The sequence below is a fragment of the Meiothermus rufus DSM 22234 genome (assembly GCF_000423425.1).
In the GTDB taxonomy this organism is placed as follows: domain Bacteria; phylum Deinococcota; class Deinococci; order Deinococcales; family Thermaceae; genus Meiothermus; species Meiothermus rufus.
This window is the reverse complement of record NZ_AUHY01000010.1, coordinates 1-21,633: the sequence shown is the minus strand read 5'-3', so window position 1 is coordinate 21,633 and position 21,633 is coordinate 1. Positions and strand designations below refer to the sequence as shown.

20 protein-coding genes and 1 pseudogene are annotated in these 21,633 nt (G+C 64.2%); 15 read left to right on the top strand and 6 right to left on the bottom strand.

Annotated elements, in window-relative coordinates; translation table 11 throughout:
* The first annotated feature begins 25 nt into the window (after positions 1–25).
* The 14 genes from G552_RS0102760 to G552_RS0102695 all read left to right on the top strand — a co-directional run bounded on the left by G552_RS0102760 (position 26) and on the right by G552_RS0102695 (position 14,107).
* Positions 26–1,306 carry a UDP-N-acetylmuramoyl-tripeptide--D-alanyl-D-alanine ligase gene (locus tag G552_RS0102760; protein WP_425411429.1) on the top strand — a complete coding sequence of 427 codons (1,281 nt, stop codon included), beginning with the start codon at positions 26–28 and terminating at the stop codon, positions 1,304–1,306.
* Positions 1,303–2,055 carry a hypothetical protein gene (locus tag G552_RS14635; RefSeq protein ID WP_051195655.1) on the top strand — a complete coding sequence of 251 codons (753 nt, stop codon included), beginning with the start codon at positions 1,303–1,305 and terminating at the stop codon, positions 2,053–2,055. Before G552_RS0102760 ends, G552_RS14635 begins: the two co-directional genes overlap by 4 nt.
* Positions 2,052–2,921 (top strand): phospho-N-acetylmuramoyl-pentapeptide-transferase, encoded by an 870-nt coding sequence (locus G552_RS0102750; RefSeq protein WP_027881629.1) that lies wholly within the window; start codon positions 2,052–2,054, stop codon positions 2,919–2,921. The genes G552_RS14635 and G552_RS0102750 overlap by 4 nt, the downstream gene beginning before the upstream one ends.
* Positions 2,918–4,192, top strand: a complete 1,275-nt coding sequence (locus tag G552_RS0102745; protein ID WP_027881628.1) for a Mur ligase family protein — start codon at positions 2,918–2,920, stop codon at positions 4,190–4,192. Before G552_RS0102750 ends, G552_RS0102745 begins: the two co-directional genes overlap by 4 nt.
* Positions 4,185–5,303 carry an FtsW/RodA/SpoVE family cell cycle protein gene (locus tag G552_RS0102740; protein ID WP_027881627.1) on the top strand — a complete coding sequence of 373 codons (1,119 nt, stop codon included), beginning with the start codon at positions 4,185–4,187 and terminating at the stop codon, positions 5,301–5,303. The genes G552_RS0102745 and G552_RS0102740 overlap by 8 nt, the downstream gene beginning before the upstream one ends.
* Positions 5,300–6,334, top strand: coding sequence for a UDP-N-acetylglucosamine--N-acetylmuramyl-(pentapeptide) pyrophosphoryl-undecaprenol N-acetylglucosamine transferase (locus G552_RS0102735; protein ID WP_027881626.1), 1,035 nt, complete (start codon positions 5,300–5,302; stop codon positions 6,332–6,334). The genes G552_RS0102740 and G552_RS0102735 overlap by 4 nt, the downstream gene beginning before the upstream one ends.
* Positions 6,331–7,713 (top strand): UDP-N-acetylmuramate--L-alanine ligase, encoded by a 1,383-nt coding sequence (murC, locus tag G552_RS0102730; RefSeq protein ID WP_027881625.1) that lies wholly within the window; start codon positions 6,331–6,333, stop codon positions 7,711–7,713. The genes G552_RS0102735 and murC overlap by 4 nt, the downstream gene beginning before the upstream one ends.
* Positions 7,710–8,540, top strand: coding sequence for a UDP-N-acetylmuramate dehydrogenase (locus G552_RS0102725; protein WP_027881624.1), 831 nt, complete (start codon positions 7,710–7,712; stop codon positions 8,538–8,540). Before murC ends, G552_RS0102725 begins: the two co-directional genes overlap by 4 nt.
* Positions 8,541–8,547: 7 nt before the next feature.
* Entirely contained in the window at positions 8,548–9,171 is a 624-nt protein-coding gene (locus G552_RS0102720) for a cell division protein FtsQ/DivIB (RefSeq protein WP_027881623.1), read from the top strand.
* Positions 9,168–10,436 carry a cell division protein FtsA gene (gene ftsA, locus G552_RS0102715; RefSeq protein WP_027881622.1) on the top strand — a complete coding sequence of 423 codons (1,269 nt, stop codon included), beginning with the start codon at positions 9,168–9,170 and terminating at the stop codon, positions 10,434–10,436. Before G552_RS0102720 ends, ftsA begins: the two co-directional genes overlap by 4 nt.
* Before the next feature lie 15 nt (positions 10,437–10,451).
* Positions 10,452–11,516, top strand: coding sequence for a cell division protein FtsZ (gene ftsZ, locus G552_RS0102710; protein WP_027881621.1), 1,065 nt, complete (start codon positions 10,452–10,454; stop codon positions 11,514–11,516).
* 112 nt (positions 11,517–11,628) lie between these two features.
* A complete protein-coding gene (ruvC, locus tag G552_RS0102705; protein ID WP_027881620.1) occupies positions 11,629–12,102 on the top strand; it encodes a crossover junction endodeoxyribonuclease RuvC in 474 nt (157 codons plus the stop codon).
* 122 nt (positions 12,103–12,224) lie between these two features.
* Positions 12,225–13,538, top strand: coding sequence for a TetR family transcriptional regulator (locus tag G552_RS0102700; protein WP_245575092.1), 1,314 nt, complete (start codon positions 12,225–12,227; stop codon positions 13,536–13,538).
* An 8-nt stretch (positions 13,539–13,546) separates the two neighbouring features.
* Positions 13,547–14,107: a hypothetical protein gene (locus G552_RS0102695; protein WP_027881618.1), complete on the top strand. Its 561-nt coding sequence runs from the start codon at positions 13,547–13,549 to the stop codon at positions 14,105–14,107.
* On the opposite strand, the gene G552_RS0102690 is transcribed toward G552_RS0102695, so the two are convergent.
* From G552_RS0102690 to polA, 4 genes are all read right to left on the bottom strand, one after another.
* A complete protein-coding gene (locus tag G552_RS0102690) occupies positions 14,094–15,251 on the bottom strand; it encodes an LCP family protein (RefSeq protein ID WP_027881617.1) in 1,158 nt (385 codons plus the stop codon). The two genes, G552_RS0102695 and G552_RS0102690, sit on opposite strands and share 14 nt — an antisense overlap.
* A gap of 49 nt (positions 15,252–15,300) precedes the next feature.
* On the bottom strand, positions 15,301–16,188 hold the full coding sequence (locus tag G552_RS0102685; RefSeq protein ID WP_245575091.1) for a phosphohydrolase: 888 nt from the start codon (positions 16,186–16,188) through the stop codon (positions 15,301–15,303).
* Positions 16,189–16,245: 57 nt separating this feature from the next.
* Positions 16,246–17,076: an enoyl-CoA hydratase/isomerase family protein gene (locus G552_RS0102680; protein WP_051195654.1), complete on the bottom strand. Its 831-nt coding sequence runs from the start codon at positions 17,074–17,076 to the stop codon at positions 16,246–16,248.
* 114 nt (positions 17,077–17,190) lie between these two features.
* A complete protein-coding gene (gene polA, locus G552_RS0102675) occupies positions 17,191–19,722 on the bottom strand; it encodes a DNA polymerase I (RefSeq protein ID WP_027881614.1) in 2,532 nt (843 codons plus the stop codon).
* A 118-nt stretch (positions 19,723–19,840) separates the two neighbouring features.
* Between polA and G552_RS0102670 the strand changes: the two genes are divergently transcribed.
* Positions 19,841–20,098, top strand: a complete 258-nt coding sequence (locus tag G552_RS0102670) for a hypothetical protein (protein WP_027881613.1) — start codon at positions 19,841–19,843, stop codon at positions 20,096–20,098.
* On the opposite strand, the gene aspS is transcribed toward G552_RS0102670, so the two are convergent.
* Positions 20,099–21,370 carry an aspartate--tRNA(Asn) ligase gene (gene aspS, locus G552_RS0102665; RefSeq protein ID WP_027881612.1) on the bottom strand — a complete coding sequence of 424 codons (1,272 nt, stop codon included), beginning with the start codon at positions 21,368–21,370 and terminating at the stop codon, positions 20,099–20,101.
* A 128-nt stretch (positions 21,371–21,498) separates the two neighbouring features.
* Positions 21,499–21,633: pseudogene (locus G552_RS16200) on the bottom strand (integrase core domain-containing protein); the annotation flags it as partial.

The window sequence follows — 21,633 nt, the reverse complement described above, 5'->3', positions numbered from 1 at the left end:
GTTTAGACAGGCAAGGAGGATTGGGGTGAACACGCCTAAACTGCTCAACCCCGAATGGGTAGCCGCCCTGGTCGGGGGTACCGTGCACCCAGGGGCCAGCCCGGCCCAGGACCTGCACTGGGACTCACGACAAGTAGGGCCTGGGGTGGCTTTCTTCGCCTTGCCCGGCGCTCGGACACACGGACGCGCCTTTGCCCAGCAAGCTTTGGAGGCTGGCGCTGCTTTTGTCGTCACCGACCAGGCCCACCCCAAAGCGGTACAGGTAGGGCGGCCTGAGCGGGCCCTGCTGGCCCTAGGACGGGCCCTGCGCGACCGCTTTGGCGGAGTGGTGCTGGCGGTAGGGGGTAGTTCAGGCAAGACCACCACTAAAGAGTGCCTGGCCCAGGGCCTAAGCTGGCCCGCCCCGGAGGGCAACCTCAACAACGCTCCCGGCCTCACCCGCTTCTTCTTTCACCTGGAGGCTGCCGAGGGCTGCGTGGTGGAGCTGGGCATCGACCGGCTTTTAGAGATGGCTGAGCTGGCCTATCTGGCCCGGCCCGACTTCGCCGTGCTAACCAGCTTGGGGGTAGAGCACTTAGAGGGTCTGGGCAGCCTAGAAAACGTGGTGCGGGAGGAAACCTGGCTTTTGCAGGTTAGCCCGCTGCGCCTGGCCAGCGTGCAGGCGGCCCAGTGGGTGCGGCTGCCCCAGGTCAAAACCTATGGCCTCGAGGCCGGCGACTTCCAAGCCCAGGTGGTGGAGATGGGCCTGGATACCAGCCGCTTCCGCTTTGAGGGGCAGTGGGTCACCCTCCCCTACCCCGGGGTAGGGCCCATCCTAGGGGCCCTGGCCGCTTTGGCCGCCACCCAGATGCTGGGCAGACCCATTGGCGAAACTATTGAACGGCTGGCCCACCTCCGTCTGCCCCCCGGACGGATGCAGCGGCTTAGGCTGGGTGGGGTGGAATTCATCCACGATGCCTACAACGCCAACCCCCTTTCCTTGCGGGCTGGCCTGGACTACCTTAGCACCCAGCCGGGGCGCAAATGGCTGGTGCTGGGGAGCATGGCCGAACTGGGCCAGGAGGCCCTGGCCCACCACCTCGAGGCCGCCCGACTGGCCGCTCGGGTAAGCCCCCACCTGGTCTTCATCGGCCCCTTCGCCTCTATGCAGGCCCAGGAGGTAGGCGGAACGGCCACAAAGACCCTGGAAGAAGCCGCCAGCTTCTTGGCCAAGGCTGTGCAGCCTGGCGACCTGGTCTACCTCAAGGCCTCGCGCAGCGTGGGCCTGGAGCGACTGCTCGAGCTGTGGCCCAAGGAGGAAGCATGAGCCCCCACCTGCGCGTAGCACTCCCCCTGCTGGCCCTCATGGGGGCCTGTGCCCCCCAGGCCCAGCCCATGGGGCCCAGCCTACCGGTGCTCATCGAAGGAGGAGTAGTGGAGGGCCGGCTGGTGCGGGCCGCTGGCCTGCAGCTGGCCTTGCCCAACCCTACCCCGCTGGTGGCCCGCAGCGGCGAGACCTTGCTGGCAGCCTACCCCTTCCAGCTTCTGGTCTACCAGGAGGGCTTCTTGCGGGATAGCCTGCCCCTACCGGGGGTGCCCACCTTCCTACGGGCCAAGCCCCTGCCCCTGGTGGGCCTGGAGGATCGGCTCTTCGCGCCGGGGTTAGGCAGCCTCCCCTACAAGGCCAAGGACGCTTTGCGTACCCAGGAGGGGGTCTACTGGCTCGACGCGGAGGGCCTCTACCTCAACCGCCAACGCCTAGACGAGGGGCGCTATACCTTCCTGAGCGGCAACACACGGCATATCTACGCCTTCAATCGGGAAGCCCTGCGCCTGCCTGACCGGTTGCGCCTGCCCTTGCCGGGGCGGGTTCGGGCTGCAGCAGTGCTGGATGATCTTTACGTGCTTACCGAGGAGGGCTTGTACCGCCTCAGCCTCGAGGGTCTGCGCCTAGGCTTCCGCCCCGGGCGCTACAGCGGCCTGGAGACCGACGGCACCTACCTCTACACCTTGGCAGAAGGCCGGCTGGTGGTTTTAAAGACCAACCTCGAGGACGCCCCGGGAGGTGGGCCATGAGCAACCTGGTGGCCTCGGCCCTTTTGAGCTGGTTTCTGGTGGGCCTATGGATCACCCTGATGCAGGCGTTGGGCCTAGGAAAGAAGGTACGGGCCGAAGGGCCCCAAAGCCACCTGAGCAAAGCGGGCACGCCCAGCATGGGCGGGGTGGCCTTTCTACTGGCCGCAGCCGCGGTTTACGGCCTTTCTGGAGGCGACCAGTGGGCTGGGCTGTGGCTTTTGGTACTGGGGGTGGCCCTGCTGGGCCTGGCCGACGACCTCTCTGGCTCGCTGCGCCGACCCCTGAAAGCCCGGGAGAAGTTGGCGGTACAAGGGCTACTCAGCCTGGTCTTCGCTTTGTGGGCAGTGCGACAGGTGCAGTATACCCCCTACCCTGCTTTGGATGTGCTGCTCTTTACCCTGGTGGTCATGGCCGCCTGCAACGCCTTCAACTTCACCGACGGCGTAGATGGCCTTTTGGCCAGCCTCTCCGCAGTGCTGTTGCTGCCCTTTTTAGGGCTGCCCACGGCCCAGGCCACCCTAGGGGCCCTGCTGGGCTTCTTGTGGTATAACGCCCCCAGGGCCACGGTGTTTATGGGCGATACCGGCAGCATGGCCTTGGGGGCTATGGTCGCCGGGCTATTCATTTTGGAAGGTCGGATGTGGTGGCTACCGCTGGCCGCCTTGATCCCGGTGCTAGAGGTGCTTTCGGTGGTGATCCAGGTGAGCTACTTCCGCCGCACGGGCCGGCGCATCTTCCGCATGAGCCCTTTGCACCACCACTTTGAGCTTTCCGGCTGGTCCGAGGGCAAAGTGGTCTTCCGCTTTGTAGTGCTTACCGCGCTGTGTACCGCCCTGGCGGTGCACCTGTGGGGGGGCAGGGGATGAGGCGGCTGGTGTACGGCTTGGGGCGCAGCGGCCTGGGGGTGCTGCGCTACCTGCAACAGCACGGCCTGGCCGCCCACTTCTTCGACGATGCGCTCAAGGCAAAGGAGCAGGCCCAGGCCGAGGCCCTGGGGTTCACCCTCGAGCCCGACCCTCAGCCCGGGGCCTACGACCAGGTCATCGCCGCCCCTGGTGTTCCCCTAACCCACCCCCGCTTGCGGGCCTTGCAAGACAGCGGGGCCGAGGTGATCGGGGAAGCCGAGCTGGTCTGGCGGCACTCCCCCACCCCGCTTATCGGCATCACCGGCACTGCCGGCAAGACCAGCACCACCCTCTTCACCGGCCACTTTTTGCGGGCTTTGGGCCTGAACGCCTTCGAAGGGGGCAACATTGACCCGCCCCTGACTAAAGTGGTGGACCAGGCCGAGGTGGCGGTGGCGGAGCTAAGCAGCTTCCAGCTCGAGCGCACCCAACAATTCCGCCCTCGGGTGGCGGTGCTGCTTTTGCTGGGTGTAGATCACCTCGACCGACACGGCAGCCTCGAGGCCTACCATGCCGCCAAGCTGAAGCTGATCCACAATCTCACCCCCGAGGATGCCCTGGTTTACAATGCCACCGACCCTCGGATTCTTCAGGCCATTCAAGGCAACCCCGCCCAACCCTACCCCTTCACCCCCGGGCCCAACCCACGGGAGACCAACCTGAACGCGGCTTTGCAGGCCGCCCTGGCCTACGCGGCCATTGTTTCGCGCGAACAACCCCAGCGGCTATGGCCCGTTGAACCCAGCCCCCAAGGTCTGGCCCCCTTCCGGGCCACCGCTCCCTGGCCCCCGGCCCGCTTCGAGGTCTTTGCCCGAAAGGGTGGGCTGGCCTTTATCGACGATTCCATCGCTACCCGCCTCGAGGCGGTACAGGCCGCCTTGGAGGCTGCCCCAGCCCCGGTGGCCTGGGTACTGGGCGGGGTGGACAAGGGGGCCCCGTTGGAGGCGCTGGCCGAGGTGGTGGCCCGCAAGGTGGGCCTAATTTTGGCCATAGGCCGGGATGGTCCGCGCATGGCTGCGCCTTTTCGGCACCTGGTGGAGGTGGTGGAAATCGCTGAGCCCGATGGGCGGGCAGCACTGCAGCAGGCCGTGGCCGAGGCTTGCCGACGGCTAACCCAGGGCAGCGTGCTGCTGGCCCCTCTGGGTACCTCCTTTGACCAGTTCAAAGACTACAAAGAGCGCTCCCGCGTCTTCCGGGAAGTGGTGCTCGAGGCTGGAGGCACCCGTGGATAGCATTCTTCTGCTGGCCCAACTGTTGTTGTTTGGTCTTTCCATGCTGGGTGTGGTCACCGCCGATGGGATGCGGGGGGCCACTACCCCCCACAGCCTGGAAAACCTGCGCAACATCCTTTTGGCCTTGGGCCTCATGCTTTTGCTCTCCCGCCTGCACACCGCCTGGGCCCTCTGGGCTGCGCGGCCTTTCTTCCTGCTTACGCTGGGGCTACTGGTGCTCAACCTGGCGGTGGGCTTCGGTCCAGGCAATGAGCGGCGCTTTATTGACCTACCCTTCACCTCCTTCAATCTGCAAGCCTCGGAGCTGGCCAAACTAGCGGTGGTGCTCTACCTGGCTGCCTTCTTTCACAACAAACCCACCGACTACCCCATCCTAGGCCCGGTGCTGGCCATCAGCCTGGCTGCCGGGCTAATCGTGGTCTCGCCCGACCTAGACACCGGGGTTTTTATCCTGTTACTCTCGGGCTTCTTGCTGGTGGTCATCGGGGTTCCCTGGCGGCGCCTGCTGGCAATTGGGGCCACCGCCTGGCTTCTGGCCCTCTCGGTCTCGGGGCTATATGTGCACCGTTTCGAAAAGGTACGCGACCGCTTCGAGGGCTGGAACACTTACATCAGCGGACGGGTCAACGAGCTCAACCCGGAGGTCATCCGGGGGCCTTTGTATCAGATCACCCAAGCCCACAAGATTATCGTGAATTCAGGGCCTTTCGGCCAGGGGGTGGGTAGCCGCATGCCCAACCTGCCGGAGTCGCACAACGACTTTGTACTGGCCGCCATTATCTGGTCGGGGGGCTGGCTAGCCGGGGCTATGGTGCTTCTGGCCTGGTGGCTGATCCTGGCTCGAGGTCTACAGATTGCCGCCAACCTCGAGGGGGCCTACAGCGTCTTAGCCCTAGGCCTGACCTTGTATCTGGTGTTGCAGGCCGCCCTCAACATCGGGGCGGTTATGGGCATCCTGCCCATCGGGGGCTCGCCGTTGCCTATGGTAAGCCTGGGCGGCAACGCCATGCTGATGGCCGGAGTGGCCACGGGTTTGTTGCACGCGCTTTCCCGCCAGGCCTTCCGCCACCCTACCCAGCAAACCCGCCCCAGCAGCAAAGGAGGCATATGATCCTCGTTACCGGCGGCGGAAGCGGGGGCCACCTGTACCCGGGGCTGGCCGCGGCCCGGGCTTTGCTGGCCTCAGGCCTGCCGGTGACCTATGTGGGGGCCCAGGGGGGCCTCGAGGAGCGGGTGTTGCCCGAAAGCGGGCTGCCCTTCCGCCTGATCCCGGCAGGCAAACTCTCGCGCGAGGCCCTGCGCCCGGCCGAGGGCATCAAGCTGTTGCGCGGGCTTCAAGCAGCCTGGCATCTGGTACGGGAGCTGCGCCCCCGGGTAGTCTTGAGCATGGGGGGGTATGCGGGCTTCCCCGCAGCCTTTGTGGCCGCCTTGGGGGGTACCCCTTTGGTGGTTCACGAACAAAACGCTAAGCTGGGGTTAGCCAACCGCATCCTAGCCCGCTTAGCCCGCCGGCTCGCCCTGGCCACCCCCCTGGGCCTACCCCCCGGACTGGCCGCAAAAACCCAGGTGGTGGGCTACCCCGTGCGGGAGGAAAAACATCCCCCCGCCCAGGCCCGTGCCGCCTTGGGCCTAGACCCCGAGCGCCCCACCCTGCTGGTACTGGGCGGCAGCCAGGGCAGCTTGGAGCTCAACCAGGCGCTTCCTCCCAGGCTCTTCCCTTTGCTGGAGGAATGGCAGGTGCTGCATCAGTGTGGGCTGCGCTGGGAGGAAAGCCTCAAGCCGCTGGAGCGGCCCTATTACCAGGTGCGGGGCTACGTAGATACCCCCCTAGCCTGGAGCGCGGCCGACCTGGCCATTACCCGGGGCGGGGCCGGCACCCTGGCCGAGGCGGCCTATCACCAGGTGCCAGTGCTCGGCGTACCGCTAGCTCCGTCCCTAGACGGGGGAGCCCAGTGGGCCAACGTTCGCTTTTACGCCGAGCGGGGTGCGGCCCGGCTGCTAGCCTCCTGGAATGGCTTCGAGGCCGAGCTAGCCCCCTTGCTAAAGGCCTCCACGCGGGCCCAGATGCGCAGTAGACTAGCGGAGTTGTCGCCTGCTGGCGCAGCCCAGCGGCTGGCGCAAGTGGTATTGGAGGCGATGTGAAGCACTATCACCTGATGGGTATAGGTGGAATTGGGATGAGCGGGCTAGCCCGCATTCTGCGGCAGGACGGGCATAGCGTGAGCGGCTGCGACCGCGAGGTCTCCGAGCTAACCCAAAAGCTCAAGCGCGAGGGTATTCGGGTGTGGCAGGGGCATGGTCCAGAACACCTCGAGGGGGTGGATGTGCTGGTGGCCTCTACCGCCATCCCCGAGAGCGAGCCCGAGCTGGTTCAGGCCCGTACCCTGGGCATCCCGGTCTGGCGCCGGATTCAGGTGGTGGCGGAAATCCTGCGGGGGGGTTATAGCCTGGGAGTTACCGGCTCGCACGGCAAGACCAGCACCACGGCCATGCTGGCCAGTATCTTCTTGGCTGCTGGCACCGACCCCACTGTGCTGCTGGGGGCGGAGCTGCGGCTGATGGGGGACAGTGCTCGGGTAGGCCAAGGCCCCTACCGCATCGCCGAGGTAGACGAGTCCGACCCCCTGTTCCGCTTCTTGGAGCTGGATATAGCGGTGCTGACCAACCTCGAGGCCGACCACGTCTCCCCTGATGGGCAGCCCCGCCCCAACTACCACCCCTCCTTTGCCGCTTTGCAGGAAGCGGTGCAATCCTTTGCAGGGCGGGCCAAGCAGGTCGTCTACAATGGTGAGGCGCGCTGGCAACTCCTACAAGAACTCACCCAAGGGTGCCCCCGCACCAGCTTTGGCCTGCACAGCGGCGACTGCCACGCTGTAAAGGTAGAGCTAAGGCCCTTCGGCAGCCAATTCGAACTGGTCTGGCGGGGCCAGGTCCTAGGGACAGTAGAACTACAAGTACCCGGTGAACACAACATCCGCAACGCCCTGGCAGCAGCGGCGGCAGCTTTGCTAGCCGGCCTTCCCTTCAGCGCCATCCAGCAGGGATTAGCCCAGTACAGCGGGGCTCGCCGCCGTTTCGAGCGGCTGGGCCAGCTGAACGGTGCCCTGATCGTAGATGACTATGCCCACAACGCCACCAAGCTCCAGGCCTTGCTTCAAGCCGCCCGCCACACCGGCCTGCGGGTACGGGCGGTCTTCCAACCCCACCGCTTTGGCCGCAGCGAGCAGGAGTGGCCCTTGTACGCCCAGGCCCTCGAGCTGGCCGACGAGGCCCTAATCCTGGATGTATACAGCGCAGGAGAAGCCCCGCTCCGGCTCACCAGCGCCCAGATCGCCCAGCGCATCGTGGAGCACCTAAAAGCCAAGGGCCGCCCCGCCTGCTACCAGGGCTGGGAGGAGACCCTCATCTACCTGAGCCAAAGCGCCCAGCCTGGCGAGTTGATCCTGACCATTGGCGCGGGGAATGTATACAAACTTGGGCGGTTGCTGGCCTCCCAGGAGGCCAAGGAGGTGGCGGGATGAAGATTGAGCGCCTGCCGCTAGCCCGCCTGACCACCTTAGGGGTAGGCGGGGAGGCCGAGGTCTGGACGGTGGAAACCCTGGCCGACCTGCAAAAGGCCACCCAGGCCCCCTACCGGGTGCTGGGCAACGGCTCCAACCTGCTGGTCTCCGATGCGGGGGTACCTGAGCGGGTCATCCGGCTGGGGGGCGAGTTCGCCCAGTGGGACCCCAGCTTGCAGGGCTGGATTGGGGCCGCCGTCTTAATACCCAACCTGCTCCAGGCCGCAGCCCGGCTAGGCCTGAGCGGCCTCGAGGGCCTCTTTGGGATTCCCGCCCAGGTAGGCGGGGCGGTGCGGATGAACGCGGGTACCCGCTTCGGCGAGATGGCCGAGGCTCTGGCCTGGGTGGAGGTCTTCCACCAAGGCCGGCTGCAGGTCTACGCCCCCCAGGAGCTGGGCTTCGGCTACCGGCGCTCCGCCTTGCCCGAGGGAGGCATCGTTACCCGGGTCAGGCTCAAGCTCACCCCCTCTAGTCCCCAGGCGGTGCGGGCCCGAATGCGTATGGTGGATGCCGCCCGCAAGGGCCAGCCTAAGAAAAAAAGCGCGGGCTGCGCCTTCAAAAACCCCCCGGGCGACTCCGCCGGGCGGCTCATTGACGCCGCCGGGCTCAAGGGTAGCCGTATCGGCCAAGCCATGATCAGCCTCGAGCACGGCAACTTCCTGGTGAACCTAGGGGGGGCTACGGCTGCCGAGATGTACGCCTTGGTGCGCCGGGTACAGGCGGTGTTGCCCCTCGAGGTGGAGTGGGAAATCTGGGGTGAGATCGTCCCGCAGGAGGTGCAGGGGTAAGGTGGGTATGGTTCGGGCTTTGCTTTTGTTCTTGCTCCTGGCTGCCCTGGGCATAGGCTCGCGGGTAGCCCTGCCCATCGAGGAAGTAGAGGTGGTGGGTCTACGCCACCTCTCTGCCGAGGCCGTCCAGCAGATCACCGGCCTTAGGCCAGGCCAACCCTGGCTCTGGGCCTGGCCTTACCGCTTAGAGCCCCTGCGGCAAAACCCCTGGGTCAAGTCGGCTGTCCTCGAGCGCCCTGCCCCGGGCCGGTTACGCATTGTGCTGGAGGAGCGCAGCCCAGTAGCCCACCTGGTGCAAAAACAAAGGCGCTACGGCCTAAGCCCAGAGGGTGTACTGCTGCCCGACGCCCCAGCAAAGGGGCCTTTCTTGGAAGGCCGGGGCGAGGTGCCCATCGCCGATCTACTGGCCTTGGTGGCCATTTTTCCTCAAGCGGAGCGTATCCGCTACGATGTGGGCGGCTACCAGGTGCTAGGGCCCAGCCTTAATGTTTGGGGTAGAAATGTCAGCGAGTTGCAAGATTGGGTGCAAACTCGCAAAATGGGCAGAAGTGACGCCAAAACGCTCCAGCCAGATGTTTTGTCAGGAAGCCGTATCTACGTGTATTCTTGGGGGGTGAGTGCGCGACGATGATTCTAACTGGCCTAGACGTTGGAACCACCAAGGTCACCGCCGTGATCGGTGAACTATCCCCTGATGGCATCCTGGACATCATCGGGGAGGGCACCGTGCCTTCCCAGGGGCTTAGACGGGGGGTGGTCACCAACCTCGAGCGCACCACCGAGGCCATCCGCCAGGCGATCTTTCAAGCAGAACGGGTAGCCGGGGTCAAGGCCGAGCGGGTCTGGGTGGGGGTGGCTGGGGCCCATGTTAAAAGCGTGACCAGCCATGGTCTGGCGGCCATCCGGCGAGGGCAGCAGATCTCCGCTGCTGATGTGGAGCGGGCGATTGAGCAGGCCAAAGCCTATCCTTTCGAAGGCGATTACGAACTCATCCACGCTCTGCCCCTGGAGTACCGCGTAGACGGCCAAGAAGGCATCCGCGACCCTATCGGCATGGCTGGGGTGCGCTTGGAGGTCGATGTGCACCTGGTGGCTGGCAGCAAAGGCCCCCTCACCAACCTGCGCAAGGCTGTGGAAGACGCCGGCCTGGAGATTGAGGGCCTGGTCTTGCAGGCCTACGCCTCGGGACTGGCCGTGCTCTCGCCAGAGGAGCTTTCCATGACGGTGATGCTCATCGACATTGGGGGCGGCACCACCGATGTAGCAGTCTTCCGTCAGGGCCGCCTTGCCCACTCAGCCGTGATTCCCTTAGGGGGCGACCATGTCTCCCAGGATATTGCCAAACTGCTGCAAATCCCGGTAGAGGAAGCCGAGCGGGTGGCCAAAAAGTACGGCGCTGCCCTACCCGAACTGGCCGATCCCGAACTGGTGCTGGAGGTCAGTCAGGAGGGGGCTACCCAGGTAGCCTACCAGGCCCCCGACCTAGCCCGCATCATCCGCCCTCGCCTGCGGGAGATTCTGCACCTGGCCCGCCAAAGCGTGGATGAGGCCCTAGGCCCATTGGAAATCACCGTGGGCAAAGTAATCCTCAGTGGCGGGGCCAGCATGGTGCGCGGGTTAGAGGAGCTGGCCCGCAAGCAGTTCAACCTGCCGGTTCGCTTGGGCAAGCCCATCGGCGTGCAGGGCCTGACCGATGTGGTGGCCTCACCCACCCATGCTACGGCAGTGGGGCTGGTGCGCCATGCAGCGTATCTGGCCATGCAGTCCCCCTTGGCCAAGGGAGCCCGCCCCAGCCGCCACAAGCCCGCACAAGCTACCAAGCCCATCCTCAGCAGCGAAGGAGCCGCCAACGGGCTGTGGGAACGCATTAAGGGGATGTTCAAGAATTTCTTTTAGCACCAGGGAGAGACTATGGGTGACGTGCAGATCAAGGTAATCGGCCTCGGGGGAGCAGGGAACAACGCGATCAACCGCATGATCGAGTCGGGGCTAACCGGGGTGGAGTTCATCGCCGCCAATACCGATGCCCAGGTGCTAGCGACCAGCCTGGCCGATGTGCGCATTCAGCTGGGCGAAAAACTAACCCGGGGCCTGGGGGCGGGAGCCAACCCCGAGATTGGCGAGAAAGCTGCCCAAGAAGCTGAGGAGCTATTGGCGGAGTACCTCGAGGGTGCCGATATGATCTTCATCACCGCTGGAATGGGTGGGGGCACCGGCACCGGCAGCGCCCCGGTGGTGGCCCAGATCGCCAAAAACCTGGGCGCCCTCACTGTAGGGGTCGTTACCCGCCCTTTTACCTGGGAAGGCCCCCGGCGATTGCGCGCAGCCGAGGAAGGCATTAAACGCCTGCGCGAACAGGTAGATGCCATGGTGGTTATCTCCAACGACCGGCTGATGTCGGCCCTGGACAAAAAGGTCTCGGCTAAAGACGCTTTCATGATTGCCGATAGGGTGCTTTACCACGGGGTAAAAGGCATCACCGACGTCATCAACCTGCCGGGTCAGATCAACCTGGACTTTGCCGACGTGCGCACCCTGCTTACCGGAGCGGGCCAGGTGCTGATGGGCATTGGGGCCGGACGGGGGGAAAACAAGGTAGCCGAGGCGGCCCAGTCGGCCATCCAAAGCCCCCTGCTCGACCGCTCGGTGGATGGAGCCCGCAAGCTTCTCATCAACGTGGTAGGCGATGAAAATATCTCCCTGATGGAGGCCAGCAGCGTGGTGGAGATCATCCGCGAGGCCACCGGTATGGAGGACGTGGACGTGCTGTACGGCCTCACCTACGATAACCGGGCCCAAGACGAGATGCGGGTTATCCTGATTGCAGCGGGCTTCAACGAGAGCGCGGTGGTGGCCAAACCAGGAGGCCGCCTGCCGGTGGATTTCCCCACCAGCAACGTTGATCTGAGCAACTTTGAAATTCCCGCCTTCATCCGCTACGGCGACGGCGACTACCCACCCAAGCGGGGCAACTAGGGCTTTCCAGCCGAGCATTGCAAAACCCGCAATGCCAGCCGCTAGCGAGAGGCTGTGTTGCACAAACTTTGGCGCTTTGAGATGGAGAAAAGCCCACCAAAAGGAATTGCTGATGGTGGTCTTGGGTATTGACCCCGGTATTACCAACCTGGGCCTGGGGGTAGTAGAGCAAATAGGCCGCCAGGCCCGGCTGCTCCACGCTGAGGTAGTCCGAACCACCCATGGCGAGCCTGCCCCAGCCCGGGTAGGCAGACTCTACCGAGCGGTCTATCAGGCGGCCCATACCTACCAGCCTCAGGCCATTGCCGTGGAGGAGCAGTTCTTCTACCGGCAAAACGAACTCGCCTACAAGGTAGGCTGGGCCATGGGCGCAGTCTTTGTGGTAGCTGACCAGCTCGCCATCCCGGTTTATGGCTATGGCCCACCTAAGGTCAAGCAGGCCCTGGTGGGCTACGGCCAAGCCGACAAAGGCCAGGTCGCCTACATGGTGCGGGCCATTCTGGGCCTGAAGGCCACCCCCAAACCCACCCACCTGGCTGATGCTTTGGCCATCGCGCTCACCCACTGTTTTTACCACCGAGCCTAGGCCCGAGGCTGTGCATATAAACCGAGCAAGCAAACCTCCACCCCTAAAATAAGAGCCGTATGAACCGACTGCTCTTGGCAACACTCCTTGCGCTGACCGTTGGACTAGGTTTCTCTCAAGGTGTGCGCAGCCTCGGTATGGCCGGTCTGGTTCTGCCAGGCCCTGGTGCAGTCTACCTAAACCCGGCGTACGCTGCCTTCCCCGCTGGCCTGTATGGCTCCGATGCGGGCTTCCAACTGCCCATTGGGCTACTGGGCCTGCTACTGCGGCCGGAAAGCAATCCCATCCCTCTACTGCGCGATCCGGCCAGCCTGAGCAACGAAAACAATCCCTTCGACCTTTTGACCTTCTACGACCAGATATCCCACCCCTACGCTTTTCTCATTAATCCGGCCTCCTCCAGGGCCTTCATCAACCCCAACACCGGCTACCCAGAAATCCAGATCAAGGTAAGCGCCAGCGGCCTCCAGGTCACCGACTACCAGGGCAACCCCATTGCCCTCGACTTAAGCCTGGGTACCGCCCGCGGCATAGGAACCAGCAAGGCCCTCACCCCCAGCCCGCTTTTCCGCCTGCCTATTGCCTTAGACAACAACCTCTACCTCGATTTTGGCCTCTTCGCCGGAGGTTTTGGCCTGACCCTCTCGCCCAACGACAACCTACGCCAGGCTCTCCGAAGCGGCCAGCTCCAACCCAACACCGAGTATGCCCTTAGCCTAAACAGCAGCGCCCAGGCCGGCCTCAGCCTGGGCTTCGGCTACGCCACCCGTCTGCCCGACCTGCTCATTCCCGACCTAGGCCCGGCCAAACTGTACGCGGGAGCCCGGGGAGAGGCCTTCTATGGCCTGGCCTACCTCGAGGGTAACCCCAGCGTAGGCCTCCAGACCGATGCCCAGGGCCAGTTCGACCCCAACCAGCCGCCCATCTTTCGGGGAAGCCTCTTCTACGCCTATCCTGGCAACGGCAATGGCTTCGGGGTGCGGGCCGATCTGGGCGTAGCGCTGGAAGTCCAGGGCACCACGGTGGGCCTGGGTATCCGCAACGCCTTGGGGTTTGCCCGCTGGAGCGGAACCGAGCTTAGCTGGAACGGTGGCTCCAACCCCACCTCCGCCCCCAGCGAGCGCAGCAGCTTTGGTTTTGTCCCAGCCTTCTTCCTGAACGCGGCCACCACCCTTACCCTCGAGGCGGGCACCTTGTTCTTGGGCGGGGATCTGGGTTACGAAAGCGGCCTGTTTGCCCGTGTTGGGGGCGAGTATAGCCTGGGGCCGGCCCGCCTGCGGGCTGGGCTGGGCTTTGATGAGGGCCTGCGCTTTGGCCTGGGGGCTGGGTTTGTGGGCCCAGGCTTCAGCCTGGATGCCGCACTGACCACCCACCGGGCGCCCATCGTGGGCCATACGGTTTTCGGCATTGCCCTGAGCCTGGGCCTGAGCTTCTGAGGTGAACCATGCCTAGAATTGTCTTCACTGCCCTAATCCTGCTGCTGGCGGGCTGCACCGCCGGCACCCGCTACACCATCGACATCGACGTTCTTAGCTTTGTCCCACAAGATCAGCGCACCCTAAACATTCCCGCTGGCTCAGGGTCGCTGCTCTTCCCTGGTGCCAACCAGGAAGGGCAACTGGTGCCCCTGCCCACCCGGCTGGACATCCTCGAGCGCGGCCAGATTCGGGTGAGCGCCCGCCTGCAAAACACCGGCAGCACCCCCCTGCTGGTCAACTACGAACTACGGCTAGCCCCGGAAAGCGACACCAACCTGGGGGATAATAGCGGCGGGGATATTGGGGTAGGCAGCGGCAGCGCCACTGTGCCCGTGGGACAAACCCAACCCATTGAAATCAACCTCACCCTAAGCGATAGTGAGAACAAAAGCGCTCTGGACATCATCCGCGCGGGGAGCTTCCGGGTGGCGGTGCGGGTTGGGTCCAGCGGCTCGGGCGGCAGCCTGACCCTAGAACAGGGGGAAATCCGGGTAACCGGGCGGCCTTTCGCCCTTATTGGAAACTAACCGGGTCGGTGCCCAGGCGCACGGTCAGATCGGCGTACAAGGCGGCCTCGCCCGAGACCCTGTAGGGCAGGCCCAGAGCCTCGGCCAACGCCTGGGCCAACCCGGCCTCCCCGTTGGCGAGCACCACGCTCTGAGGAGGCGTGGTTTCCACCTCCCGCAACAGCACCCGCAGGCCCAGCTCGCGCAACCTGCTGCGCAGCTCGAGGGCGGCTTGTTCCTGCGCCGCGGGGTAAAGCACCGCCACCTGCCGGCCCCGCAAATCCTCTAGGCTGGCCTGGAGAGGGGCCTCGGCCTGGTCGAAGTAGCGCTGGATCAAGCGGCTGAGTTCGGCCTGATCCACCTCCCACCCTCGGCCAAACCGCCCCGGGGTGAGCAGCGAGACCATCTGGGGCTGCTGTGCGGCAAAAAACATCAGGCTGGCCATCTGCTCGCGGGAAAGGTCGGTGCGGATATGGGGTTCCACCCGGGCAATGGCCTGGGGCAGGCGCAGCAAGCCGGCAGGGGTTAGAAGCTGCTCTTTAAGGGCGTTAAAAAAGGCCTGCTGCCGCTGGATACGGCCAATATCACCCAAAGCATCGTGCCTAAAACGCAAAAACCCCTCGGCCTGGGCCCCGTTCAGGTGCTGGCAGCCCGGTTGGAGGTCGATCTCCAGCCGGGCCGCGGTGTCCTTGTACTGCATGGGCTTTTCCACGCAGACCTCGAGGCCCCCCAAAGCGTCGATACCCTCGCGGATGGCCTCCACGCTCAGGGCCACATACCCGTCTATCTCGAGGCCGGTTAGGTCGCGCACTACCTCTTTGGCCAGCTCAGGGCCGCCAAACTTGTTGGCGTGGTTGAGGATGTACCAGCCATAGCCCGGAATGCGTACGTACACATCGCGGGGAATGGAAAGCACAGCGATTCGCTTGGCTTGGGGGTCGAAGCGCACCAGCAAATTCACGTCCGATAGGCCGCGAAAATCCTCTGGGGCGCGTTGGTGGTAGTACTTGTACTCTGGGGCCACCCCCAACACCAAAACCGTAAGCGGGCCCTCGAGGGGACGGGGCATAGCGCCAAAGCGCAAAAGGGGCTGTAGCAAGGGATAGGCCCACCAGGCTACCCCCGCCAACAAAACCACGAACAACAGCAAGAAAAACCGCCGCATATCCTTGCTAGTGTAGCCTAGCCCAGGTGAGAAAACCGATTGTCCCTGGCTAGTCCAAGGTGAAACGCGGCTCCGATTCGTGCAAGCGCACCCGGCGGATGATGCGCTGGTCGTGCTCGCCATCGTGGGTACTGGCGATCACCGTGACGTAGTCGCGGATGGGGCTACGCAGCACCTTTTTGGTCAGCACCTCCTCCACCTGGAAGATACCGGCGGAGTTGTTCATAATGACCCGAATCTCTACCGGTACCTGCTCCCCCTTCAGAATCTGCACCTCGTCCACCGCTAAGGCGCTGATGGAGTGGATGTCCACCGAGCCCAAGGCAAAGGCCTTGCGCCCCCGCCCCTTGGTGATGTCGGTGCCGTCGGCCACGGCGGTGATGCCCGCCTCGATGGTCAGGGGTTCGGGCTCGAGGTCGTGGCAGTAGATGGCGTGCAGCATAAAAGCCCGTAGCTCAGTGCGCTGCTCGGGGTCGCGGTAGATTTTTTCCAGGATGCGATCCAGGATGGGAATGGCTAGCATCACGCTGAAGGACTCGTGGCGGGTACGGTGCACCTGGTTGCCGATGTCGTGCAGCATGGTGGAAAGCAGCACCGCCAGAAAGGTGTCATCGAGGTCACCCACCCCGCTCTCTAGGATGTCGGGCCGAACCCCATGGTCGACCAGAAGCTGCAGGATGGTCACACTGGCTGCGCCGGTCAGGAGGGCATGCACCCGCCCGTGGTCGTTGTAGCCCAGTTTGCGCACGGTGATGTAGTTGGCCATGTCCCAGTGGCCCCGGGCCTCGGGGTCGGCGGAAAGCAGCTCATAGGCCGATAGGGCCTTGGGATAGTGCTGCAGCCCCTCGCGTATGGCCAGGTCGGCCTCGACGTACAGCTTGGCCTTAGGCTGGGTAACCTGAACGGTGCGCTCGCTCATGGCGGTGCCGCCTTCCATAGCCCGATGGTAGAGCTCAGCGGGCTAAAAGGGCGTGATAAAAGACACAACAGCGCTTCACTCACCCTTGAACTGGGCCGGGCGCTTCTCCAAAAAAGCCCGGGTGCCCTCACGCATATCCTGGGTGGCGCAGGCCAAGCCGAACAGGTCGGCCTCGATCTCCAGTGCTTCTTGCAAATCCAGGTTCTCGCCCCGCCCCATCGCCTCCTTGGCCAGCGCCAGGGCCACCGGGCCATTCTTGAGGATGACTGCGGCCAGCTCCTTGGCCGTCTCTAGGGCATCCTCACCCACTCGGTTGACCAGGCCCAGGCTCAGGGCTTCCTCAGCCGGTACGTGCCGACCGGTGAAGATCAGGTCGAGGGCCCGACCCCGGCCAATCAGGCGGGGTAGGCGCTGGGTACCCCCGAAGCCAGGGATGATGCCTAGGCCCACCTCGGGCAGGCCCAGCTTAGCCTTGCGGCTAGCCACGCGCAGGTCGCAGGCCAGGGCCAGCTCGAGGCCCCCCCCCAGGGCGAAGCCGTTGATGGCGGCAATGGTGGGCACCGGCAAGGCAGCGATCTCGTTGAAGACCGACTGGCCCAGAATGGCGAATTCCCGTGCGGCGAAGACATCTTCCAAGCCTGCTATCTGGGCGATGTCGGCCCCGGCCACAAAGGCCCGGCCCTCCCCGGTGAAGATGGCCACCCGGACTAGGGGGTCCTGGGTGATGACCTCGCTCACGGCGGCTAGCTCCATCAGCACGTCCTGGTTGAGGGCGTTGAGGGCCTGGGGCCGCCGGATGGTCACGATGCCCATATGGTCTTCCACCTGGTAGGTCAGGTGTTCAAATTCCGGCACCTCGAGTTCGAATGGCTTGGCCACGTTAAACCTCCTCTGAGGGCCCAGCATAACAGAAGCTTGGCCAGCCATAGGCCATGGTGCAAAACGCCACCCAGGTATCTTGGCCGTTGAACGGCCTTGCACAAGGTCTGCCAGATCCCTACCGTGACGCCGAAAGGGGTATCACTTGGCCTCCAGCCAGTCCTCCCCTATACCCACCTCGACCTCGAGGGGCACCAGCAGCGGCCAGACACCCCGCATGACCTCCTGCATCACCCGGGCCACCTGAGGGGCTTGCTCCGCTGGGGCTTCCACCAAAAGCTCGTCGTGAACCTGGAGCACTAGGTGAGCCCCCAAAGGCTCGAGTTCGGGCTGCAAGCGAACCATGGCCAGCTTCATCAGATCGGCAGCGGTACCCTGCACCGGCATATTGAAGGCCATACGCTCGGCAGCCTCCCGCACCGCGCGGATGCGCGAGTCCAGATCGGCCACGAAGCGCCGCCGGCCAAACAGGGTCTCTACATACCCCCGCTCTCGCGCCTGGGCCAGCACCCCCTCAATCCAGGCACGCACCTTGGGATAGGAGGCAAAGTAGCGCTCAATAAAGCCTTCGGCCTCGGCGTAGGGGATGGAAAGCTCGTTGGATAGGCGATGGGCTGACATGCCGTAAAGCACGCCAAAGTTGATGGTTTTAGCCGCGCGGCGCTGGGTGGGGCCCACTTGCTCGGGGGAAAGGCCAAACATCCAGGCTGCGGTCTGGGTGTGGATGTCGCGGCCCTGGCGGAAAACCTGGATGAGGTTTTCATCGCCGGAAAGGTGGGCCAGCACCCTGAGCTCGATCTGGGAGTAGTCGGCCACCACCAGTTTCATGCCTGCTGCGGCGCGGAAGGCCTTGCGGATGCGGCGGCCTATCTCGGTGCGGACAGGGATATTTTGCAGGTTGGGCTCGAGGGAGGAAAGCCGCCCGGTGGCGGTACCGGTTTGATTAAAGCGGGTGTGCAACCGACCGGTTTTGGGGTGGATTAGGCGGGGCAGGGGGTCGAGGTAGGTGCTCTTGAGCTTGCTCAGCTCGCGGTAGGCTAGGATGCGCTCCACAATCTCATGCTGACCTAGAAGCTCCTCCAGGGCGCTGGCCGCGGTGGAGCGCTTACCGGTCTTCTGTGTTTTGCGGCCCGAGGCGGAAAGCTTGAGTTCATCGTAGAGTACCACCTCGAGCTGGTCGCGCGAGTTCAGGTTGAACGGATGGCCGGCCAGCCGGTGAACCTGGGCCTCGAGGTAAGAAATCTCCTTACCCAGCTCTTCGGAAAGCTGGATGAGGTAGGCGGTATCCAGGGTGATGCCCCGAGCCTCCATACGGGCCAGCACCGCCGAAAGGGGTTTCTCCATCTCCTGGTAGAGCCATTCGATGCGAGGGTTCTCCGGGATGCGGGCCTGCAGGGTCTTCCACAGGGTGTAGGTGGCCTGGGCCCGCTCGAGGGGGTCGGGGGTCCAGTCGCCCGCCCCGTAGCGCCGCACTGTACTGGCCGGGTCGGTGTTGGAGGGGTCGTAGAGGTAGGCCAGCAGCAGAGGATCGTCGCCAGGGGGCACCCAGACCCCCTCGCGCAGCGCCAGCACGGAGAGGTCCTTGGCCTGGATGCCGCGCAGCTCGGGAAAGTGCAGCAGCTCGCCAGGCATGGGCTGGCCGCGGTACACCCGGTCGCCGGTGCAGGCCGCCAGACCCAACCACTGGGCCCACATGGGTTGGGGCCGGTCAAAGGTGAAGCCCAAAAACGCCTCTGCTGGAGGGGGCCAGGCCGCCTCCTGAGCCGGGGTGGGGGCGGCCAGCAGGTTCATCTCCCGCAGAATCGAACCGAACTCGAGCCGCTCCAAAGCCTCCCGCAAAGCCAGCCGGTCGGGCTCGCGACGGTGGCAGTGGCGAAAGTCTATCTCCAAAGGCACCTCGGTGTGAATCTGGGAAAGCCGGCGGGAAAGCTCGACCTGCTCGCGGCTTTCCAACAAGGAGGTGCGCACCTTGGGGGGAAGGGCCTCGAGATGGGCGTACAGCCCCTCCAATGAACCCCAGGTCTGCAACAGCTTGGCCGCGGTCTTCTCGCCGATGCCTTTAGCCCCAGGCAGGTTGTCGGAGGGATCGCCTACCAGGGCGCGGTAGTCCACCCACTGGGCCACCTCCACCCCATAGCGCTCCCGCACCGCCTCAGGGGTCATCAGGCGGCCATCCGGCAGCATCACCTGCACCAAAGGGGAAAGGAGCTGGAAACTATCCCGGTCACCGGTGAGGATGCGCACCGGGTACCCCTCCTGCTCAGCTTTTTTGGCTAGGGTGCCGATCACGTCGTCGGCCTCGTAGCCCGCTACCTCGAGGCGGATAAGGCCCATCCGTTCAACCAGGCTTTTGATCTGGGCCAACTGGGGGTAGAAGTCCTCGGGGGTAGGGGCCCGCCCGGCCTTATAGTCCTGGTAGGCATCGTGGCGAAAGGTAGGGGCCGCAGCATCGAAAACGACCAGTACGCAGTCGCCGTCCTCCCTGAGCAGCTTGAGCAGCGTGCGCAAAAAGCCATAAATAGCCTGGGTAGGCTCGCCCCGGGAGGTGCTGAGCCTTTCAAAGGCGAAATAGCTGCGGTAGGCCAGGTGATGCCCATCTACCAGCCAGATACGCTCTGGTCGGGTTGGGCTAGAGGGAGGGCTATCTTCAGCGAACAGCGAGGGTTGTTCCACCCGGATATTCTACCCTCGTTCGGTTAGGAACAGAAAGTGCGGATCATGGGGCAAAACAGGCCCCACCCTGGTAGGATTAGGGCGTTTTGGTGCAGGATGCGCCCGAAGGCGAGGAAGGATGAACAACGAAGCAGAAAAACTGGAGTGGTTCGAACTGCAGCTACGCCTCAAGACCATCGAGGTCATGCTAGGCCCCAAGTACCGCGAGGCTATGGCCCTGACCCTGAGCAGCCTGTACGACGAGCAGAAAATCGCCGCCATGGCCAAACGCTTGGGTGTATCGCCCGAGGGCCTGCTGGAACGCCTGGAGAAGATGCGCCTCGAGCTAGGCATCGAACAGGAAATTACTAAAAAGGTACTCAAGCTCAAGCGCTAGCTAAGGGGTGAGGCGATGCCGGTCGCGGGGGAAGGCTCGAGCATAGCGCACATTGGGCAGCCCGAGGAGTTTCTGGGTCAGGCGCTCGGCCCCGATGGCAAAGCCGCCGTGGGGGGGCATGCCAAACTTGAAGACCTCGAGGTACCCGGCAAACTGGGCCGGGTCGTGGCCCTTTTTCCTGAGCTGCTCCACCAACACCTCGTAGCGGTGGATGCGCTGGCCTCCGGAGGTAATCTCTAGGCCGCGGAAGAGTAGGTCAAAGCCTCGGGTTGAGCCATCGCCTTCGGGGTAAGCGTAGAAGGGGCGGGCCGACTCGGGGTACTTGGTCACAAAAAGGAAGTCCACCCCCCATTTCGCTTTGGCCCAGGCCCCCAAAGCCCGCTCAGCCTCTTCGTTGAGGTCGGCCCCCACCGGCAGGCCCAGCTCCTCCCGCAGGATGCGGCGGGCCTCGGCGTGCTCGAGGCGGGGCATCTCGGCTAAGTTGGGCCACTCCACCTGCAAAAGCTGGCACTCTGCCGCCGCGCTATGGCGGGCCTCCTCCAACATGGCCCGCAGAAGCTCTTCCTCGAGGTTCATCACCTCCTCCTCCGAGGTGATAAAGCCCATCTCCACGTCCAGCGAAAGGTACTCGTTCAGGTGGCGGCTGGTAGCGTGCAGCTCGGCCCGGAAGACCGGGGCCACCTCATAGACCCGCTCAAACACCCCCACCATGATCTGCTTGTACAGCTGGGGGGACTGGGCCAGGTAGGCCCGGTGCTCAAAATAATCGATGCCAAAGAGGTTGCTGCCCCCTTCCGCCCCAGCCGAGACGATCTTAGGAGTAAAAATCTCGGTGAAGCCCTGGCGGTCGAGATAGCTGCGGAAACCCCGCACCAAGGCCGCTTGTATCTTGAGGGGGGCTCGGGCTTTTTCCCCCCGCAGGCTCACGTAGCGGTACTCCAGCAGGGTCTCGGGGTTGACCTTCCACTCCTCCTTGGGAATCTCGATGGGGGTGGGCTCGAGGGCCTGGGCGTAGAACTCCATCGCCTCGGCCAGCACCTCATACCCACCGGGGGCCTTGGGGTTGGCTACTACCCGGCCAACCACCTTGAGCGAAGACTCTGCTAGGGGCAGGGCAAACCGCCTATCCGTCACTACTTGGACAATCCCGCTCCTGTCGCGCAGCAGCAGAAATTGAATCCCCCCCAGGTCGCGCTTCCAGTGTAGGAAGCCTTCCAGGGTTACGGTCTGGCCGACATGCTGAGCAACTTGGCTGGCAAAGGTTCTGGACATGCGCGCTCCTTGTGCGGGCTAAGCAAAAACCCCCGATACGGGGGTACCGGGGGTCGAGGTTCTCGCCCCCACTATGAATTGTCGTCGGCCCGCCACATTCCGCCCAGCATCTTACGGGCCTGGCCACGTTAGGTCAAGCCAGTGTAATCGGTCAACACATGTGAGACTGGGGAACCGACTCCTCCTGCATCTTAGCTAAATACTCCAAGGGAGCAAGACCCCCCAGGGCCATGTGAGGCCTTCGGCGGTTGTAGTGGTCCAGG